We start from the raw sequence: 16,506 nt of genomic DNA on the forward strand, positions 1-16,506 counted from the left end.
ACTATCAAGGGGGAACACGCTATGACGAAACAGATGGTGACAGGAATGATCGGTGCAGGGCGCATCGGCAAACTTCATGTTCAAAATATACATCGGATTCCTCATATGAAAATAAAAGCGGTTTCTGATATTTCTGCAAGCTGTTTGCAGGATTGGGCCGCCAGTCACCACATTGAATACATAACCGCTGACTATAGAGATTTATTGCTTGATCCTGATATTGACGCTGTTTTTATCTGTTCGCCAACAAACACACATGCGCAAATCATCAGAGAAGCGGCTGAGGCGAAAAAACATATTTTTTGTGAAAAACCAATCAGTTTTTCTCCCGATGAAACGAAGGAGGCACTTGCGGCCGTGCGGAAACATGGGGTTAAGCTGCAAGTCGGATTTAACCGCCGTTTCGACCCTCATTTTAAGAAAATCAAAACCATTGTCTCAAATGGTGAAATCGGCACACCTCATTTATTGAAAATTACATCACGGGATCCAGAACCGCCGAATGTTGATTATGTCCGCACATCAGGCGGCTTATTTATCGATATGTCGATTCATGATTTTGATATGGCGAGATACATCATGGGAAGTGAAGTGACGGAAGTGTATGCAAAAGGAGCTGCTTTGGTGAATCCGTCCTTTGCAGAGCTGGGGGACATTGATACGGCTGTCATGACCTTGACATTTGCAAACGGTGCCATGGGTGTGATAGACAACAGCCGTCAAGCTGTGTACGGATATGACCAGCGGGTCGAGGTTTTCGGCACGAAAGGCTCGGCAGCAGCGGACAACAGCAGGCCCACGACGGTAGAAGTGTCAACCGCTGACTTTGTCATGAAGGATAAACCGTATTTCTTTTTTCTTGAACGTTATAAGGAAGCCTACACAGAAGAAATTCTTCAGTTTGCAGATGCGATCAAAACCAATCGGGAGACTGCCTGCACCGGCGATGACGGCTTACAGGCGGAACGAATAGCAAGGGCGGCTCAGCAGTCGCTCGCTTTAGGCATGCCTGTCAGCATTGAACATACTGAAAAAATTATTTTTTAATATTCAGATAAAGGGATTACAATGCAGCAAGCCTGGGTATATACATTCCATTGATACTTTATAAAAAGTAGGCGGTGGAAATCATGAAAACAGCACATGCTAAAGGAAATGCTTTGAACAAAATCGGAATTCCTTCTCATATGATTTGGGGTTATATTGGTGTGGTCATCTTTATGGTTGGAGACGGACTTGAGCAAGGATGGCTGTCTCCTTTTCTAGTTGATCACGGTCTCAGTATGCAGCAATCTGCTTCGCTGTTTACGGTGTATGGCATTGCTGTCACGATTTCGGCTTGGTTATCTGGAACCTTTGTCCAGACTTGGGGGCCAAGGAAGACGATGACGGTCGGTTTACTGGCTTTTATCCTCGGTTCGGTTGCTTTTATCGGCTGGGCGATTCCTCATATGTACTATCCGGCTCTCTTGGGCAGCTACGCGCTCAGGGGCTTGGGATACCCGCTGTTTGCATACTCGTTTCTTGTATGGGTATCATACAGCACCTCTCAGCAAATCCTTGGTAAAGCCGTCGGCTGGTTTTGGTTTATGTTTACGTGCGGCCTGAACGTGCTTGGGCCGTTTTATTCGAGCTATGCGGTTCCGGCGATTGGAGAAATCAATACGCTTTGGAGCGCTTTACTATTTGTGGCAGCAGGCGGAGTTCTCGCACTGTTTTTTAATAAAGATAAATTTATGCCTGTACATAAACAAGATCAGCCGAAATGGAAAGAGCTGTCGAAGGCGTTTACAATTATGTTTGAAAATCCTAAAGTCGGCATCGGCGGCGTAGTCAAGACAATTAATGCTCTCGGACAATTCGGATTTGCGATATTTCTTCCGACCTATTTGGCGCGTTACGGCTATTCTGTTTCAGAATGGCTGCAAATTTGGGGGACGCTGTTTTTTGTCAACATTGTATTTAACATCATTTTCGGCGCGGTCGGAGACAAACTGGGCTGGCGCAATACTGTCATGTGGTTTGGCGGTGTCGGCTGCGGCATTTTTACACTGGCGCTCTATTATACGCCGCAATTGATCGGGCATCAGTACTGGGTGCTGATGATGATTGCCTGCTGCTACGGTGCGGCACTGGCCGGATATGTTCCATTAAGCGCGCTTTTGCCGACGCTTGCGCCTGATAACAAAGGTGCTGCCATGTCTGTGTTAAATCTGGGATCGGGTCTGTGCGCTTTTATTGCTCCCGGCATCGTGAGCCTTTTTATCGGCCCGCTCGGCGCAGGCGGCGTGATATGGATTTTTGCGGCATTATATTTTCTCAGTGCTTTCCTGACACAATTTCTGACGATTTCAGAACGGCGCGCCGATATGTATCCAGAGGAACGGCTTGTCAGGAAAAATGTGCAAACAAATTTTGAGGAAACGGTTAAGCAGTAGCCTCTTTGGTCAGACTAGTCATAAACGTGTGCAAAGAGGTGTAAAGGGTGAAACGATTTAGCACTGCGTATCTGTTGCTGGGGATTTTTTGCTCAGCCGCAGCTTTTCTAATGGGTGCTCCCCGCGCGTCAGGGGCGGAAGTGGAGCACTATGAACCGCTGCAAGTGCATGTGCAGCTTGAAAAAGTGTATTTGGATGGAGAGGTCAGCATCGAGCATAAGCGTGAAAAAGTGCTTTCCATGGATGATTTTTGGGCGGATTATGCGGGATGGACGCTTGTCGAACATAAAAATGGGTACGTTCTATTTCGGAAGCAGGTTGACGATATTTCTCCGCTCAGCAAGGTGAATGGGTATATCGGCGTTTCTGACAGCGGAGTAATTTCCACTTTTCATGGACGGCCGGAGTCGGATTCTGAACCGATTCAATCTTTTTTTCAAATTGACTTAGAAAGACTGGAGAGCCATATGCAAAAAAATCTCGAAAAAGGCATTCCGTTTCGGACGAAAGCGGAGTTTGAGGATGTCATAGAACATATCAAGACGTACAGCGGGTGACCACTGCTGATTGAAGACATGTGCTCATGTCTTTTTTTTCGTGGAACAATGAATGAGAAGCGAACATATGTTAACTTTTCTTTAAGCCTTTGCCTGTTTTTATGGTACAATGAAGAACAGTCAAAGAGGTGAATTTTCGTGATCGAATTTGTTAAAGGGACGATTGATTATGTATCTCCCCAATATATTGTGATAGAAAACGGCGGCATCGGCTATCAGATTTTTACGCCAAATCCGTTTATATATAAGGAGAGAAGTCAAGAAACCATTTTTACGTACCATCATGTAAGAGAAGATGCGTTTTTACTATACGGCTTTTCAACAAGGGAGGAAAAAGCGCTCTTTACAAAGCTGTTAAATGTGACCGGAATCGGTCCAAAAGGGGCGCTCGCTATTTTGGGATCAGGTGACCCGGGAGCGGTCATTCAAGCCATTGAAAATGAAGATGAAGCCTTTTTAGTCAAGTTTCCGGGTGTCGGCAAAAAAACTGCTCGCCAGATTATCCTTGATTTAAAAGGAAAGCTGGCTGACGTTGTGCCTGAAATGATTGAAAATCTGTTCAATCATGAAGAAAGACTTGAAAAACAAACGGCAGAAACGGCGCTTGAAGAAGCACTTGAGGCCCTCAGGGTACTTGGTTATGCCGAAAAAGAAATCAAAAAGGTACTTCCTCACTTAAAAGAGGATATTGGTCTGACAACAGACCAGTACGTAAAAAAAGCATTACAAAAACTATTGAAGTAAGGTGATGTTCATGGATGAACGGCTCGTCTCAAGTGAAGCAGACAACCATGAATCAGTGATAGAGCAAAGCCTGAGGCCTCAGCGCCTGGTTCAATACATCGGGCAGCATAAGGTAAAAGAGAATTTGCGTGTTTTTATAGATGCCGCAAAAATGAGACAGGAAACGCTTGATCATGTTCTTTTATACGGTCCGCCAGGGCTTGGAAAAACGACGCTTGCTTCCATCGTTGCCAACGAAATGGGAGTGGAGTTGCGGACGACTTCGGGACCTGCGATTGAAAGGCCGGGTGATTTGGCTGCGATCTTAACGGCGCTCGAGCCGGGTGATGTATTATTTATCGATGAGATACATAGGCTGCACAGATCGATTGAAGAGGTGCTATATCCGGCAATGGAAGATTTTTGTCTTGATATTGTCATTGGAAAAGGGCCTTCTGCCCGTTCAGTCCGTCTTGATCTTCCGCCTTTTACACTGGTCGGCGCCACGACAAGAGTAGGGCTTTTGACGGCGCCGTTAAGAGATCGATTCGGCGTCATGTCGCGGCTTGAGTATTATACACAAGAAGAGCTTGCTGATATTGTTACGAGAACGGCTGATGTGTTTGAGGTTGAAATTGATCAGCCGTCAGCGCTTGAGATTGCCAGAAGATCAAGAGGAACGCCGCGGGTGGCCAACCGCCTGCTGAGAAGGGTCCGGGATTTTGCACAGGTGTTAGGCGACAGCCGGATTACAGAAGAGATTTCTCAGGACGCTTTGGAGCGGCTTCAAGTCGACCGTCTTGGCTTGGATCACATTGATCACAAGCTGCTGATGGGAATGATCGAAAAATTTAACGGCGGTCCGGTGGGGCTTGATACGATTTCAGCCACGATCGGCGAAGAACCGCATACGATTGAAGATGTGTACGAACCGTATCTCCTGCAAATCGGTTTTATCCAGAGAACGCCGCGGGGAAGGATCGTCACACCGGCCGTTTATCATCATTTTCAAATGGAGGCTCCCCGATATGATTGAATTTCCTAAGATCATTATGATTCTTGGTGCTGTTTTGCTTATTATCGGAGCGGTTTTGCATTTTGTCGGCAAGATGCCGGGAGATATTTTTGTGAAAAAAGGAAATGTGACGTTTTTCTTCCCGGTTGTCACTTGTATTATCATAAGTGTGGTATTATCAATCTTGCTTAATCTTTTCGGCAGAATGAAATAACAAAAGACTAGAATAAAGGTGAAATTATGAAAGTTGATTTATTTGATTTTGAACTACCGGAACGTTTAATTGCACAGGTGCCATTGGAACAGCGTGACGCTTCAAGGCTGATGGTGCTTGATAAACATACAGGAGAGCTGACAGACAGCTCGTTTAAACAGATTATCAGTTTCTTTAAAGAAGGGGATTGTCTCGTGCTGAACAATACCCGCGTTTTGCCTGCTCGGTTATTCGGAACAAAAGAGGATACGGGGGCAAAAGTAGAACTGCTTTTGCTGAAACAGGAAGCCGGTGACAGGTGGGAAACGCTCGTCAAGCCGGCAAAACGGGTAAAAAAAGGAACCGTTGTAACATTTGGAGACGGCAGATTAAAAGCTGTCTGCACGGAAGAGCTGGAGCATGGCGGCAGAAAAGTTGAGTTCCAATATGACGGTATTTTTTACGAGGTGCTGGAATCACTCGGAGAAATGCCGCTTCCGCCATATATTAAGGAACAGCTTGATGACAGAGAGCGCTACCAAACGGTGTTTTCAAAAGAAATCGGATCTGCCGCTGCGCCTACAGCCGGTCTTCATTTCACGGAAGACATTTTACAGCAGCTGAAGGACAAAGGCGTTCAGATTGAGTTCATCACACTGCATGTCGGTCTCGGAACGTTTCGTCCGGTCAGCGCCGATGAAGTGGAAGAGCATAATATGCATGCAGAGTTCTACCAAATGTCAGAAGAAACGGCCGCGGCTTTAAACAGCGTAAGGGAAAAGGGCGGACGGATTATTTCTGTCGGCACGACCTCAACCCGCACGCTTGAAACGATTGCCGGTGAACATGATGGGCGATTTAAAGCATCAAGCGGATGGACATCTATTTTTATTTATCCGGGCTATGAATTCAAAGCCATTGACGGAATGATTACAAACTTTCATTTGCCGAAATCGTCATTGATTATGCTGGTCAGTGCGCTTGCAGGCAGAGAAAATGTCCTGCGTGCGTATAACCATGCGGTTGAAGAAGAATACCGTTTCTTCAGCTTCGGCGACGCAATGCTGATTATATAAATTGAGAACAGGAGGCCTCATAAAAAGTGGCTGAACAACCAATACGCTATGAATTTATAAAAGAATGCAAACAAACAGGGGCGCGCCTGGGCAGAGTGCATACTCCGCACGGCTCCTTTGAAACGCCTGTTTTTATGCCGGTCGGCACACTGGCGACAGTCAAAACAATGGCGCCTGAAGAGCTGAAGGCAATGGACGCGGGCATCATATTAAGCAACACATATCACCTATGGCTTCGCCCGGGACAGGATATTGTAAAAGAAGCGGGCGGACTCCATAAATTTATGAACTGGGACCGCGCAATTTTAACAGATTCAGGCGGTTTCCAGGTCTTTTCATTAAGCAAGTTTCGTAATATAGAGGAAGAGGGCGTTCACTTCCGCAATCACTTAAATGGAGATAAGCTGTTTTTATCTCCGGAAAAAGCGATGGAGATCCAAAACGCACTGGGCTCTGATATTATGATGGCATTTGACGAATGCCCGCCATATCCGGCAGAATACGATTACATGAAACGGTCAGTTGAGCGGACAAGCCGCTGGGCTGAACGCTGCCTGAATGCCCATGCCCGGCAGGACGAGCAAGGCCTGTTTGGTATTGTTCAGGGGGGAGAATACGAATATTTGCGCACACAAAGCGCGAAAGACTTGATTTCCCTTGATTTTCCGGGATATGCTATAGGTGGATTGTCCGTTGGTGAACCGAAAGACGTTATGAACCGGGTGCTTGAATTTACGACACCGCTTTTACCGAAGGATAAGCCGAGGTATCTGATGGGAGTTGGTTCTCCGGATGCTCTGATTGACGGAGCGATCCGCGGAGTAGACATGTTTGACTGTGTGCTGCCTACCCGGATTGCACGGAACGGCACGGTGTTTACTGCTGAAGGCCGGCTCAATATGAAAAACGCAAAATTTGAGAGAGACTTCCGTCCGATTGATGAAGAGTGTGATTGCTACACATGTAAAAATTACACACGGGCGTATATCAGACATTTGATTCGCTGCAATGAAACGTTTGGACTCCGATTAACAACTTACCATAACCTTCATTTTCTGTTACACTTAATGGAGCAGGTAAGACAGGCTATTCGCGAGGATCGTCTGGGTGATTTCAGAGAAGAGTTCTTTGAGCGTTACGGCTATAACAAGCCAAATGCGAAAAGCTTCTAATATAAAAAGCCATAATGGCAAGTTTGTTTCAGAAAGGGGGGAAAAAGATGACAGGTACTTTAGGTACATTAGTTCCTATTATTTTAATGTTTGCGGTTCTTTATTTCCTACTGATCCGTCCGCAGCAGAAGCAGCAAAAAGCTGTGCGTCGAATGCAGGAGGAACTGAAAAAAGGCGATTCAGTCGTGACAATCGGTGGATTGCACGGTACAGTTGACTCTATCGACGAAAGCAAAGTCGTCATTAAGACTGGTGATAACACGCGTCTTACTTTCGACCGCCGCGCGATCAGAGAAACTTCTGCTGCTGAATAACAGCAGGAGTTCATACATAGCAAACAAAAAAGAGCGGGTAACCCCCGCTCTTTTTTTATTAGGAAGATCTGCTTCCTCTCAAATTCACTCCGAAAATGCCGCCAAGCATACATACGCCTAAAAAGCCAAGATGGAAGAGCAGCTGTTCTGCTGTAAATGTTTTTCCGAATCCCAGATATTGAAACAGTAAAATAATCAAGGAAAAGCTTAAAGCAGTCAATGCCCCAATCAGCCATCCTCTTTCCTTCCCTTTCCCGCCAGATATGAATCCGCCGATAAATAAAGAAAGAAATGATACGGCGGTGATCAGCCAGTTGAATGATGATTCTTCAAGCGAGGTTGCTGTCAGTAAAAGTGAAACGGCTAAACTCGTTAGGAGCATGGCTGAAAAAATAGCGATTAAGCCGTAGAGTATGCCTTTTCCAACTTGTTTCGTTTCCTCCATGAATTTCTCCTCCCTGCCTATCTATAAAGGCTTCTGTTCTTTTTAAACAAAGCCTCAGACATGCTGATGGCTCGTCTTTGTAAAAATGTATTCCCTCGTTCCGTGAATTAGACGTAAAAGCTTTATGAAATACGATCGCTTTTTCTTACATAAATCGTATGTTTTGTTGCATGCTATGATGAGTTGGAGGTGCATGATGGAAGAGCTTCTTACTATAACGTTTCGCACAGTCGTATTATATTTTGTGATCCTGATTATTTTTCGATTCATGGGCAAGCGGGAGATCGGAGAGCTTAGTATATTAGATCTCGTTGTCTTTATCATGATGGCAGAAATTGCTGTCCTGGCCATAGAAAACGTAGAGGACCATCTGTTTCATACCATTTTGCCAATGCTTGTGCTAATGATGATCCAAGTGACGTTTGCATACATATCCTTAAAAAACCGGAACGTACGTCAGCTTCTTGACGGCAAGCCCACCATTATCATTAAATACGGAAAAATTGACGAAAACGCCATGAAATCACAGCGTTATAATTTTGATGATTTGATGGTTCAGCTAAGAGAAAATAATATCGACAGAGTGGCTGATGTATCATTTGCTATATTAGAGCCGTCAGGCAAACTGACTGTCGTAAAAAAACAAAACAATGATGAACATAGACAGCTGGAGATGCCGCTTATCATTGACGGTGACATTCAAACTGAAAACCTGGCTCTGATCGGCAAAGATAACCAGTGGCTTGAGGAGAATTTATTGAAACAGGGATATACGAATCCCTCAGCTATATCATTTTGTTCGTTTACTGACGGCGAATTTTTTATTGATGAAAAAAATGGGCACCGCACCTGATTTTCATCGGACGATCAGGCGTCCGATAATAGGGATGCGGCGAAGCTCATCTTTTTTGATTAAACGGAAAACGAGCAGCAAGATGATATAGAAAACAGCGCTTATCGCAATCCATCCGGCAACATTCACAGCCTCCGACTCTCCGAAGGTCACATATTGTTTGACAGCAGAGCTGAGGAACCCGCATATAAAAATAACCGCAAAGCAGAGCACGTACTCTTTTATTTTGATGCTGATCGGCAGCACTTTGCTCACTGTCGCTGCATGCAAAAGGGTGACGAGCACCATGCCCGTTACAATCGCTAATGCAGCACCCATGATGCCGAGAGACGGTCTCGTGGCAAGGACGAAAATAAGGCCTGTTTTCACAAGGGCTCCGATCAAGCTGTTCATCATTGCGGCTCCTGCTAAATTGAGCGCCTGCAGCACAGCCTGAAGCGGACCCTGGAAATAATAAAGCAGAAAAAACGGCGCCATGACTTTTATAAACACAGCTGCGCCTGAGGACCCATACATCACGCTCATCAGCTCATCCGCAAACACATATAAAATCACTACTGAAATGCCCCCGCTAAGCAGGCACAGCCGCATGGCCTGCTCCAATCGGTATTCAACCACCTGAAGTTTTTTCTGTTCCATTCCTTCACTTATCGCAGGAACAAGCGCGGTCGACAAAGAATATGTAATAAAGCTGGGCAGAGTCAGCAGCGTCATGGCAAAGCCGGTCAGTTCCCCGTATTGCTTTGTAGCCGCAACTGTCGCCACTCCGGCAATTGCAAGGCTTTGCGCGACAACAATGGGTTCAAAAAACCAAGACAGGTTGCCGATAAAACGGCTGCCGGTTGTAGGAAGTGAGACGCTCATTAATTGAGAAAAAGTTTCTTTTCCATTTTTAATCGATTGAAAAAAATGTTTTCTGATTTTCATTGTCTTTTTGAATTTAAAACAAATGAATAAATAAACGAGTGACGCCAGCTCTCCTGCAACTGAAGAAAGCATGGCTCCCGCTGCGGCATATTCAATTCCGTAAGGGAGAAAAATCGTCGTACATACAGCCACGAGAGAAATGCGGACGATCTGTTCTAGGACTTGTGAAACGGCAAGCGGGTTCATATTTTGTTTTCCTTGAAAATACCCTCTCAGCACACTGGATATGGCGATAATCGGCACGACCGGAGTAATGGCCAAGAGGGGGTACAGCGTCCTCTGATCTGTCAGCATGGTTTCCGCCATTACCGGAGCGAAAAATAAAAACAGCGGTGTGAAAATCAGGCTGAGAATCCCAGTGATGGTAAGAGACATGACTAAAATATTTTTCGTTTTTTGATGATCTCCGCGTGCGCTGGCTTCAGCGACAAGCTTACTGATCGCGACGGGAAGACCGAATTGAGTTAATGTAGTGGCTAAGAAAAAGGTAGGAGCCGCCATCATATAGAGCCCGACCCCTTCTTCGCCGATAAAACGGGCGATGACCACCCGGTTGACAAAGCCGAGCATTCTTGTGACCATCCCTGCTGCGATAAGGATTAGAGTGCCCTTTAAAAACGTCTGTTTCGCCATTTTTACCCCCTGCCTTCTCAAACTACCTGGAATCATATACAATAAAGATATGCGTATATATCGTCCAAGCATGACAAGTCTTCTTGAAAAACAATAAAAAGGAGCGTGGAATTCGTGGATAAGCATCCAGCCGATCTGTATAAAGACCACGTAAGGCCGTTTCTTTACAGCAAACTGGAAGAGTTTAAGATTCTGGGATATGATGATGTTGAGCTCGACAGTTTGTGGTCATACTTAAAAAACAAGAAGTGGAAAAAGAAATCGGAGCTGCACATCTATGAACTGACAAGGGATATTTTATCAGTGAAAATTGGAGAATTTATGAACTATGCAACTGTTGAGTCATTTAAAACGTCTAATTGGCTGGGCAGTGAAGAAGGTCAGGAAGCATTGGAAGAACTACTGAGGTAGCAGTTGATTTGCATAGGTTTAAGGGAGGATATACATAATGAAAAAAGGACGCTTGATTGCGTTTTTCCTTTTCGTTCTATTGATTGGCACGGGTCTGGGCTACTTTACAAAGCCAGCTGCAAACAATATTACGTTAGGATTGGATTTACAAGGCGGATTTGAGGTGCTGTATGACGTACAGCCCGTAAAAAAAGGTGACAAAATCACAAAAGACGTTCTGGTCAGCACAGTAGAGGCTTTGAACCGCAGGGCGAATGTCCTCGGTGTCAGTGAACCGAACATCCAAATTGAAGGAAATAACCGGATTCGTGTTCAGCTCGCTGGTGTGACAAACCAAAACAGAGCGCGGGAAATTTTGGCGACTGAGGCTCAGCTTTCTTTCAGAGATGCAAATGATAAAGAATTGCTGAATGGTGCGGATCTCGTCGAAAACGGCGCACAACAAACTTATGATAGTACAACAAATGAACCGATTGTCACTATCAAATTAAAGGACGCTGATAAATTCGGAGAAGTGACGAAAAAGGTCATGAATATGGCGCCAAACAACCAGCTTGTTATTTGGCTGGATTACGAAAAAGGTGACTCTTATAAAAAAGAAGTTCAGAAAGAGAACCCTAAATATGTTTCCGCTCCGAATGTAAGCCAGGAATTAAACACAAAAGATGTAAAAATCGAAGGGCATTTCAAAGTCCAGGAAGCGAAAGATTTAGCCAGCATTTTAAATGCCGGGGCGCTGCCTGTTAAACTGACTGAAAAATACTCAACATCAGTAGGCGCGCAATTTGGACAGCAGGCGCTGCATGATACGGTGTTTGCAGGTATTATCGGAATAGCTATTATTTTCCTATTTATGCTTTTCTATTACCGCCTGCCAGGATTGATTGCGGTGATTACGCTATCAGTTTATGTATACATTACCCTCCAGATTTTTGACTGGATGAACGCTGTTCTCACTCTTCCGGGAATAGCCGCACTCATTTTAGGCGTCGGGATGGCTGTAGATGCCAACATCATCACCTATGAGCGGATTAAGGAAGAGCTTAAGCTAGGAAAATCCGTTCGTTCTGCCTTCCGCTCAGGAAACAGACGGTCATTTGCGACGATTTTTGACGCGAATATTACAACCATTATTGCAGCGGTTGTGCTCTTTGTCTTTGGGACAAGCTCTGTTAAAGGGTTTGCGACAATGCTGATTCTGTCGATTCTGACAAGCTTTATTACCGCAGTCTTCTTATCAAGATTTCTGCTCTCGCTTCTTGTGGAAAGCAGATGGTTAGACCGGAAAAAAGGCTGGTTTGGCGTCAAAAAGAAACATATTGTGGACATCCAGGACACAGATGAAAATACAGAACCGTATACGCCGTTCCAAAAATGGGATTTTACGAGCAAACGAAAATTTTTCTTTATTTTCTCAAGCGCAGTTACCGTTGCCGGGATTATTATTTTGCTTGTATTTAAGCTGAATCTGGGTATTGACTTTGCGAGCGGCGCACGGATTGAAGTGCAAAGTGACCATAAGCTCACGACAGAGCAGGTGGAGAAGGACTTTGCATCACTTGGCATGGAACCTGACACGGTTGTCTTGTCAGGCGAAAAGAGCAATATTGGTGTTGCCCGCTTTGTAGGAGTGCCTGATAAAGAAACCATTGCAAAAGTGAAAGATTACTTTAAAGACAAGTACGGATCCGAGCCGAATGTCAGCACGGTGTCACCTACTGTTGGTAAAGAGCTGGCGAGAAACGCATTGTACGCAGTGGCCATTGCTTCAATCGGAATCATTATTTACGTTTCCATCCGATTCGAGTACAAAATGGCGGTTGCTGCGATTGTTTCACTGCTTTATGATGCTTTCTTTATCATCACATTTTTCAGCATTACAAGGCTGGAGGTAGATGTTACCTTTATTGCGGCCGTCCTGACGATTGTCGGTTATTCGATTAACGATACAATCGTTACATTTGACAGGGTTCGCGAGCATATGAAAAAGCGCAAGCCGAAAACGTTTGCCGATTTGAGCCATATTGTAAACCTAAGCTTGCAGCAAACATTTACAAGATCCATTAATACCGTATTAACTGTAGTGATTGTTGTCATAACACTGCTGATCTTTGGAGCATCTTCTATTACAAACTTCTCAATCGCTCTATTGGTTGGGCTGTTAACAGGTGTTTATTCATCCCTCTACATTGCCGCGCAAATTTGGCTTGTTTGGAAAGGGAAAGAATTAAAAAAAGGTACGGAACAATAGAGTAACTGTCAGGCTGTCCATTATGGGCAGCCTGTTTTTTGGCGTTTGATTGATCTTAAAATAGACATTTGCTATAATGACATACGCTTACAATTAAACATATAAATGGTGTGAAGAGGATTTGTGACAGGTTTTCATATATGTGGGAGGGTTTGGGTATGAAGGTTCGCGAGTCGGAGCTGCCGGGTATCGGGCAAAAAGTTGAGATTGTCACCAGAAACCAAGATAAAATATCAATTATCATTCATGACGACGGCAGAAGAGAGCTGTATTATTTTGACGAAAATGATCATGAAGAATGTGTGACATCCGTACAGTTTGATGATGCGGAAGCGAGGCAGATTTCTGCGATTCTGGGCGGGATGGCATATAAGCCGAAAGCGTTAGAAACCGTGGAAGTGGCTCTTGACGATTTGATTATAGAATGGTTTAAAGCAGAAGCAGGAGCACCAGCCGTTCACAAGACCATCGGTGATTTGGACGTGCGGCAGGAATATCAAGCGACAGTCATCGCTATATTAAAGAAAAATCAGAAAAAGCAATTGAATCCAGGGTCTGAAACAGTGATAGAAGAAGGAGATACACTCGTCATCTCTGGAGAGAGAGACGGACTGAAGAGGCTGATCCGTGAAAAATTAACCGCACTGGGGGCTTGACCTCGCGTCAAGCCATGTTTAAAACCAATGTGAATAGGGAAACTAACCTCAATAAGTGAAGTTTGGGGGTAATCGAATGAACAAACAATGGACGATTATATTTGCACTTATTTTTACGTTGCTTGTCGCTGTTTTCGCAGTAATTAATGTAAGATCCGTAGAAGTTGATTACCTGTTTGGCAGATCAGAGTGGCCGCTTATTCTAGTTATTTTAGGTTCAGTACTGATGGGGGCACTGATCGTTTTTTCTGCCGGAATTTTTCAAGTCATGAAATTAAAGAGAGAAATAAAAGCGTTGCGGAAAGAAACCAAAACCGCACAGGACACGATACATAACCAAGAGGATGCTCATTTGAATGATGTTCAAGCCGACACACAGGATGCATCCGCCATGATTGAGAAAAAAGACTAGTTTTCGAATTATATTTGAAACCCCTCAGCCTGCTCTAGTATAATAGGGTGGTTGAGGGGTGAATTTATGTTAGCGTCAAAAATGCGATGGGAAATCCAGCGACCAGATCAGGAAAAGGTCAAATCACTCACAGAACAATTGGACATAACACCTCTTGTTGCGTCGCTGCTTGTAAAAAGAGGCTTTGATACGGCAGAAAACGCGAGGCTGTTTTTACATACAAAGGATGCCGAATTCAATGATCCCTATGAGATGAAGGGGATGAAAGAAGCGGTAGAACGAATAAAACAGGCGATTTCACAACAAGAACAGATTATGATATATGGCGATTATGACGCCGATGGAGTTACCAGTACGTCAGTGATGCTGCACACTTTGCAAAAGCTGTCGGCGCAAGTTGATTTTTATATACCTGACCGGTTTAAAGAAGGCTACGGCCCTAATGAACAGGCGTTTCGCTCGATTAAAGAACGAGGCTTCTCACTCATTATTACGGTTGATACGGGGATTGCCGCTGTCCATGAAGCGAAGGTAGCAAAGGAACTTGGCTTAGATGTCATCATTACCGATCACCATGAGCCTGGACCAGAGCTTCCGGATGTCCATGCGATCGTTCACCCGAAGCAGCCTGGCTGCACCTATCCTTTTAAGGAGCTTGCAGGAGTGGGCGTGGCGTTTAAGCTTGCCCACGCATTATTGGGCGAATTGCCAGATGAACTTCTTGACCTGGCGGCAATCGGCACCATTGCCGATCTAGTTCCGCTGCATGATGAAAACAGATTAATTGCAACATTAGGTCTCGAAATGCTCCGGCGGACGAACCGGCTTGGCTTAAAAGAACTGATTAAGCTTTCAGGCGGAGAAATCGGAGAAGCGAACGAAGAAACCGTCGGATTTCAGCTCGCACCGAGACTGAATGCAGTCGGAAGAATTGAACAGGCCGATCCTGCTGTTCATTTGCTTATGTCAGAGGACCCGTTTGAAGCGGAAGAGCTTGCCGCTGAAATCGATCAGCTTAATAAAGAACGGCAAAAGATGGTCAGCAAAATGACGGATGAAGCGATTGAAATGGTTGAACAAGAAGGGCTTAATCAAACTGCGATTGTCGTGGCAAAAGCAGGGTGGAATCCCGGAGTCGTCGGAATTGTAGCTTCAAAGCTTGTAGACCGTTTTTACCGCCCGGCCATTGTCCTTGGAATTGATGAAGAAAAAGGGATCGCCAAAGGTTCGGCACGAAGCATCAGGGGATTTAATTTGTTTGAAAGCCTTTCTGAATGCAGAGATATTCTCCCGCACTTTGGAGGCCATCCAATGGCGGCTGGCATGACGCTGAATGCCGAAGATGTGCCGGAATTGCGGAACAGGCTAAATGAGATAGCTGACAATACGCTTACAGAAGAAGATTTTATTCCTGTACAGGAAGTAGACCTCGTATGCAGCGTGGAGGACATTACGGTTGAAAGCATCACAGAGATGAATCTGCTTTCTCCCTTCGGCATGCTGAACCCGAAACCGCATGTGATGGTAGAAAACGCAGTGCTGGAAGATGTCCGCAAAATCGGGGCGAATAAAAATCATGTCAAAATGACGATTAGAAACGATTCATCACAGCTTGACTGCGTCGGTTTTAACAAAGGCGAGCTTGAGGAAAGTATAGTGCCCGGTTCAAAAATTTCGATTGTTGGTGAAATGTCGATCAATGAATGGAATAACAGAAAAAAACCGCAGCTGATGATCAAGGATGCGGCTGTTGCTGAATGGCAGCTGTTTGACTTAAGAGGAAAACGCACGTGGAAAGATACCGTTTCCGCCCTTCCGTCTGATAAACGAGTCATTGTCTCCTTCAAAGAAGAAACCACAACGCTTCTTCAGTCTGAAGATCTTCGCCATGACGTGCGCGTTATCAGTTCTGAAGACCAAGCGAAGGCATATGAACTTGACGGTGCATATATTGTATTACTGGATTCTCCGCCTTCGCTGGACATGCTCGCACTTTTGCTGGAAGGCAAAGCGCCTGAGCGGATTTACTTCATCTTTCTCAATCATGAGGAACACTTTTTATCATCTTTTCCGGCAAGAGACCACTTTAAATGGTATTATGCATTCTTGCTGAAAAGAGGCACTTTTGACTTGAAAAAACACGGTTCAGAGCTTGCGAGGCATAAAGGCTGGTCCGTTGAAACAATCAATTTCATGACAAAGGTGTTTTTTGATCTCGGTTTTGTTAAAATAGAGAATGGTGTGCTGTCTGTGATAAGCGGAGCGAAAAAACGCGATTTAACGGACTCACAAACATATCAAGCAAAACAGCAGCTGATGGAGCTGGATCAAAAGCTGAATTATTCTGCGGCTGAAGAGCTGAAGGAATGGCTGAATAAGCTGATGAAACAAGATTCAGAGGCTTATGAAAGTACGAGGAGGACATAAAAC

General features: G+C 44.8%; 17 protein-coding genes. 15 read left to right on the forward strand and 2 right to left on the reverse strand.

What is annotated here, in order from left to right; translation table 11 throughout:
- Positions 1 to 21 precede the first annotated feature (21 nt).
- From iolG to yajC, 9 genes are all read left to right on the forward strand, one after another.
- Complete coding sequence (gene iolG, locus M1D69_RS07330; protein WP_458104135.1) at positions 22 to 1,047, forward strand: inositol 2-dehydrogenase; 1,026 nt, start codon at positions 22 to 24, stop codon at positions 1,045 to 1,047.
- Between the two features lie 83 nt (positions 1,048 to 1,130).
- Entirely contained in the window at positions 1,131 to 2,438 is a 1,308-nt protein-coding gene (locus M1D69_RS07335; protein ID WP_458104134.1) for an RbtT/DalT/CsbX family MFS transporter, read from the forward strand.
- A gap of 47 nt (positions 2,439 to 2,485) precedes the next feature.
- Positions 2,486 to 2,995, forward strand: coding sequence for an intercompartmental signaling factor BofC (locus M1D69_RS07340; protein WP_105990296.1), 510 nt, complete (start codon positions 2,486 to 2,488; stop codon positions 2,993 to 2,995).
- Positions 2,996 to 3,133: 138 nt separating this feature from the next.
- Positions 3,134 to 3,739 (forward strand): Holliday junction branch migration protein RuvA, encoded by a 606-nt coding sequence (gene ruvA / locus M1D69_RS07345; RefSeq protein ID WP_024122330.1) that lies wholly within the window; start codon positions 3,134 to 3,136, stop codon positions 3,737 to 3,739.
- A gap of 10 nt (positions 3,740 to 3,749) precedes the next feature.
- Complete coding sequence (gene ruvB / locus M1D69_RS07350) at positions 3,750 to 4,754, forward strand: Holliday junction branch migration DNA helicase RuvB (protein ID WP_024122329.1); 1,005 nt, start codon at positions 3,750 to 3,752, stop codon at positions 4,752 to 4,754.
- Positions 4,747 to 4,947: a DUF2905 domain-containing protein gene (locus tag M1D69_RS07355; RefSeq protein WP_087992292.1), complete on the forward strand. Its 201-nt coding sequence runs from the start codon at positions 4,747 to 4,749 to the stop codon at positions 4,945 to 4,947. The genes ruvB and M1D69_RS07355 overlap by 8 nt, the downstream gene beginning before the upstream one ends.
- 26 nt (positions 4,948 to 4,973) lie before the next feature.
- A complete protein-coding gene (gene queA / locus M1D69_RS07360) occupies positions 4,974 to 6,002 on the forward strand; it encodes a tRNA preQ1(34) S-adenosylmethionine ribosyltransferase-isomerase QueA (RefSeq protein ID WP_024122327.1) in 1,029 nt (342 codons plus the stop codon).
- A gap of 26 nt (positions 6,003 to 6,028) precedes the next feature.
- Complete coding sequence (tgt, locus tag M1D69_RS07365) at positions 6,029 to 7,174, forward strand: tRNA guanosine(34) transglycosylase Tgt (protein WP_458104133.1); 1,146 nt, start codon at positions 6,029 to 6,031, stop codon at positions 7,172 to 7,174.
- A gap of 47 nt (positions 7,175 to 7,221) precedes the next feature.
- Complete coding sequence (yajC, locus tag M1D69_RS07370; protein WP_024122325.1) at positions 7,222 to 7,488, forward strand: preprotein translocase subunit YajC; 267 nt, start codon at positions 7,222 to 7,224, stop codon at positions 7,486 to 7,488.
- A 58-nt stretch (positions 7,489 to 7,546) separates the two neighbouring features.
- Here yajC and M1D69_RS07375 read toward each other — a convergent pair whose 3' ends face one another.
- Positions 7,547 to 7,933 carry a TIGR04086 family membrane protein gene (locus tag M1D69_RS07375; protein WP_024122324.1) on the reverse strand — a complete coding sequence of 129 codons (387 nt, stop codon included), beginning with the start codon at positions 7,931 to 7,933 and terminating at the stop codon, positions 7,547 to 7,549.
- A 196-nt stretch (positions 7,934 to 8,129) separates the two neighbouring features.
- Here M1D69_RS07375 and M1D69_RS07380 point away from each other — a divergent pair, with 196 nt between their 5' ends.
- Positions 8,130 to 8,786: a DUF421 domain-containing protein gene (locus M1D69_RS07380; protein WP_458104132.1), complete on the forward strand. Its 657-nt coding sequence runs from the start codon at positions 8,130 to 8,132 to the stop codon at positions 8,784 to 8,786.
- 3 nt (positions 8,787 to 8,789) lie between these two features.
- Here M1D69_RS07380 and spoVB read toward each other — a convergent pair whose 3' ends face one another.
- Positions 8,790 to 10,346: a stage V sporulation protein B gene (gene spoVB / locus M1D69_RS07385; RefSeq protein ID WP_458104131.1), complete on the reverse strand. Its 1,557-nt coding sequence runs from the start codon at positions 10,344 to 10,346 to the stop codon at positions 8,790 to 8,792.
- Positions 10,347 to 10,460: 114 nt separating this feature from the next.
- On the opposite strand from spoVB, the gene M1D69_RS07390 reads away from it, so the two are divergent.
- From M1D69_RS07390 to recJ, 5 genes are all read left to right on the forward strand, one after another.
- Complete coding sequence (locus tag M1D69_RS07390; RefSeq protein ID WP_010335127.1) at positions 10,461 to 10,757, forward strand: post-transcriptional regulator; 297 nt, start codon at positions 10,461 to 10,463, stop codon at positions 10,755 to 10,757.
- Between the two features lie 37 nt (positions 10,758 to 10,794).
- Positions 10,795 to 13,008 carry a protein translocase subunit SecDF gene (gene secDF, locus M1D69_RS07395; protein ID WP_059293505.1) on the forward strand — a complete coding sequence of 738 codons (2,214 nt, stop codon included), beginning with the start codon at positions 10,795 to 10,797 and terminating at the stop codon, positions 13,006 to 13,008.
- A gap of 158 nt (positions 13,009 to 13,166) precedes the next feature.
- The gene (locus M1D69_RS07400) at positions 13,167 to 13,664 is read left to right on the forward strand and encodes a cation:proton antiporter regulatory subunit (protein ID WP_024122319.1); all 498 of its coding nucleotides are present in this window, start codon (positions 13,167 to 13,169) and stop codon (positions 13,662 to 13,664) included.
- 76 nt (positions 13,665 to 13,740) lie between these two features.
- Positions 13,741 to 14,076, forward strand: a complete 336-nt coding sequence (locus tag M1D69_RS07405; protein ID WP_458104130.1) for a LapA family protein — start codon at positions 13,741 to 13,743, stop codon at positions 14,074 to 14,076.
- A 66-nt stretch (positions 14,077 to 14,142) separates the two neighbouring features.
- The gene (recJ, locus tag M1D69_RS07410) at positions 14,143 to 16,503 is read left to right on the forward strand and encodes a single-stranded-DNA-specific exonuclease RecJ (RefSeq protein ID WP_458104129.1); all 2,361 of its coding nucleotides are present in this window, start codon (positions 14,143 to 14,145) and stop codon (positions 16,501 to 16,503) included.
- Positions 16,504 to 16,506: the final 3 nt, after the last annotated feature.

The sequence above is a fragment of the Bacillus sp. PK3-037 genome (assembly GCF_054161355.1).

Bases quoted from the DNA above. Each gene is read 5' to 3' on its own strand.
- iolG (WP_458104135.1), top strand. From the start codon at position 22: ATGACGAAACAGATGGTGACAGGAATGATCGGTGCAGGGCGCATCGGC.
- M1D69_RS07335 (WP_458104134.1), top strand. From the start codon at position 1,131: ATGAAAACAGCACATGCTAAAGGAAATGCTTTGAACAAAATCGGAATT.
- ruvB (WP_024122329.1), top strand. From the start codon at position 3,750: ATGGATGAACGGCTCGTCTCAAGTGAAGCAGACAACCATGAATCAGTG.
- M1D69_RS07355 (WP_087992292.1), top strand. From the start codon at position 4,747: ATGATTGAATTTCCTAAGATCATTATGATTCTTGGTGCTGTTTTGCTT.
- queA (WP_024122327.1), top strand. From the start codon at position 4,974: ATGAAAGTTGATTTATTTGATTTTGAACTACCGGAACGTTTAATTGCA.
- yajC (WP_024122325.1), top strand. From the start codon at position 7,222: ATGACAGGTACTTTAGGTACATTAGTTCCTATTATTTTAATGTTTGCG.
- M1D69_RS07375 (WP_024122324.1), bottom strand. From the start codon at position 7,933: ATGGAGGAAACGAAACAAGTTGGAAAAGGCATACTCTACGGCTTAATC.
- M1D69_RS07380 (WP_458104132.1), top strand. From the start codon at position 8,130: ATGGAAGAGCTTCTTACTATAACGTTTCGCACAGTCGTATTATATTTT.
- spoVB (WP_458104131.1), bottom strand. From the start codon at position 10,346: ATGGCGAAACAGACGTTTTTAAAGGGCACTCTAATCCTTATCGCAGCA.
- secDF (WP_059293505.1), top strand. From the start codon at position 10,795: ATGAAAAAAGGACGCTTGATTGCGTTTTTCCTTTTCGTTCTATTGATT.
- M1D69_RS07400 (WP_024122319.1), top strand. From the start codon at position 13,167: ATGAAGGTTCGCGAGTCGGAGCTGCCGGGTATCGGGCAAAAAGTTGAG.
- M1D69_RS07405 (WP_458104130.1), top strand. From the start codon at position 13,741: ATGAACAAACAATGGACGATTATATTTGCACTTATTTTTACGTTGCTT.
- recJ (WP_458104129.1), top strand. From the start codon at position 14,143: ATGTTAGCGTCAAAAATGCGATGGGAAATCCAGCGACCAGATCAGGAA.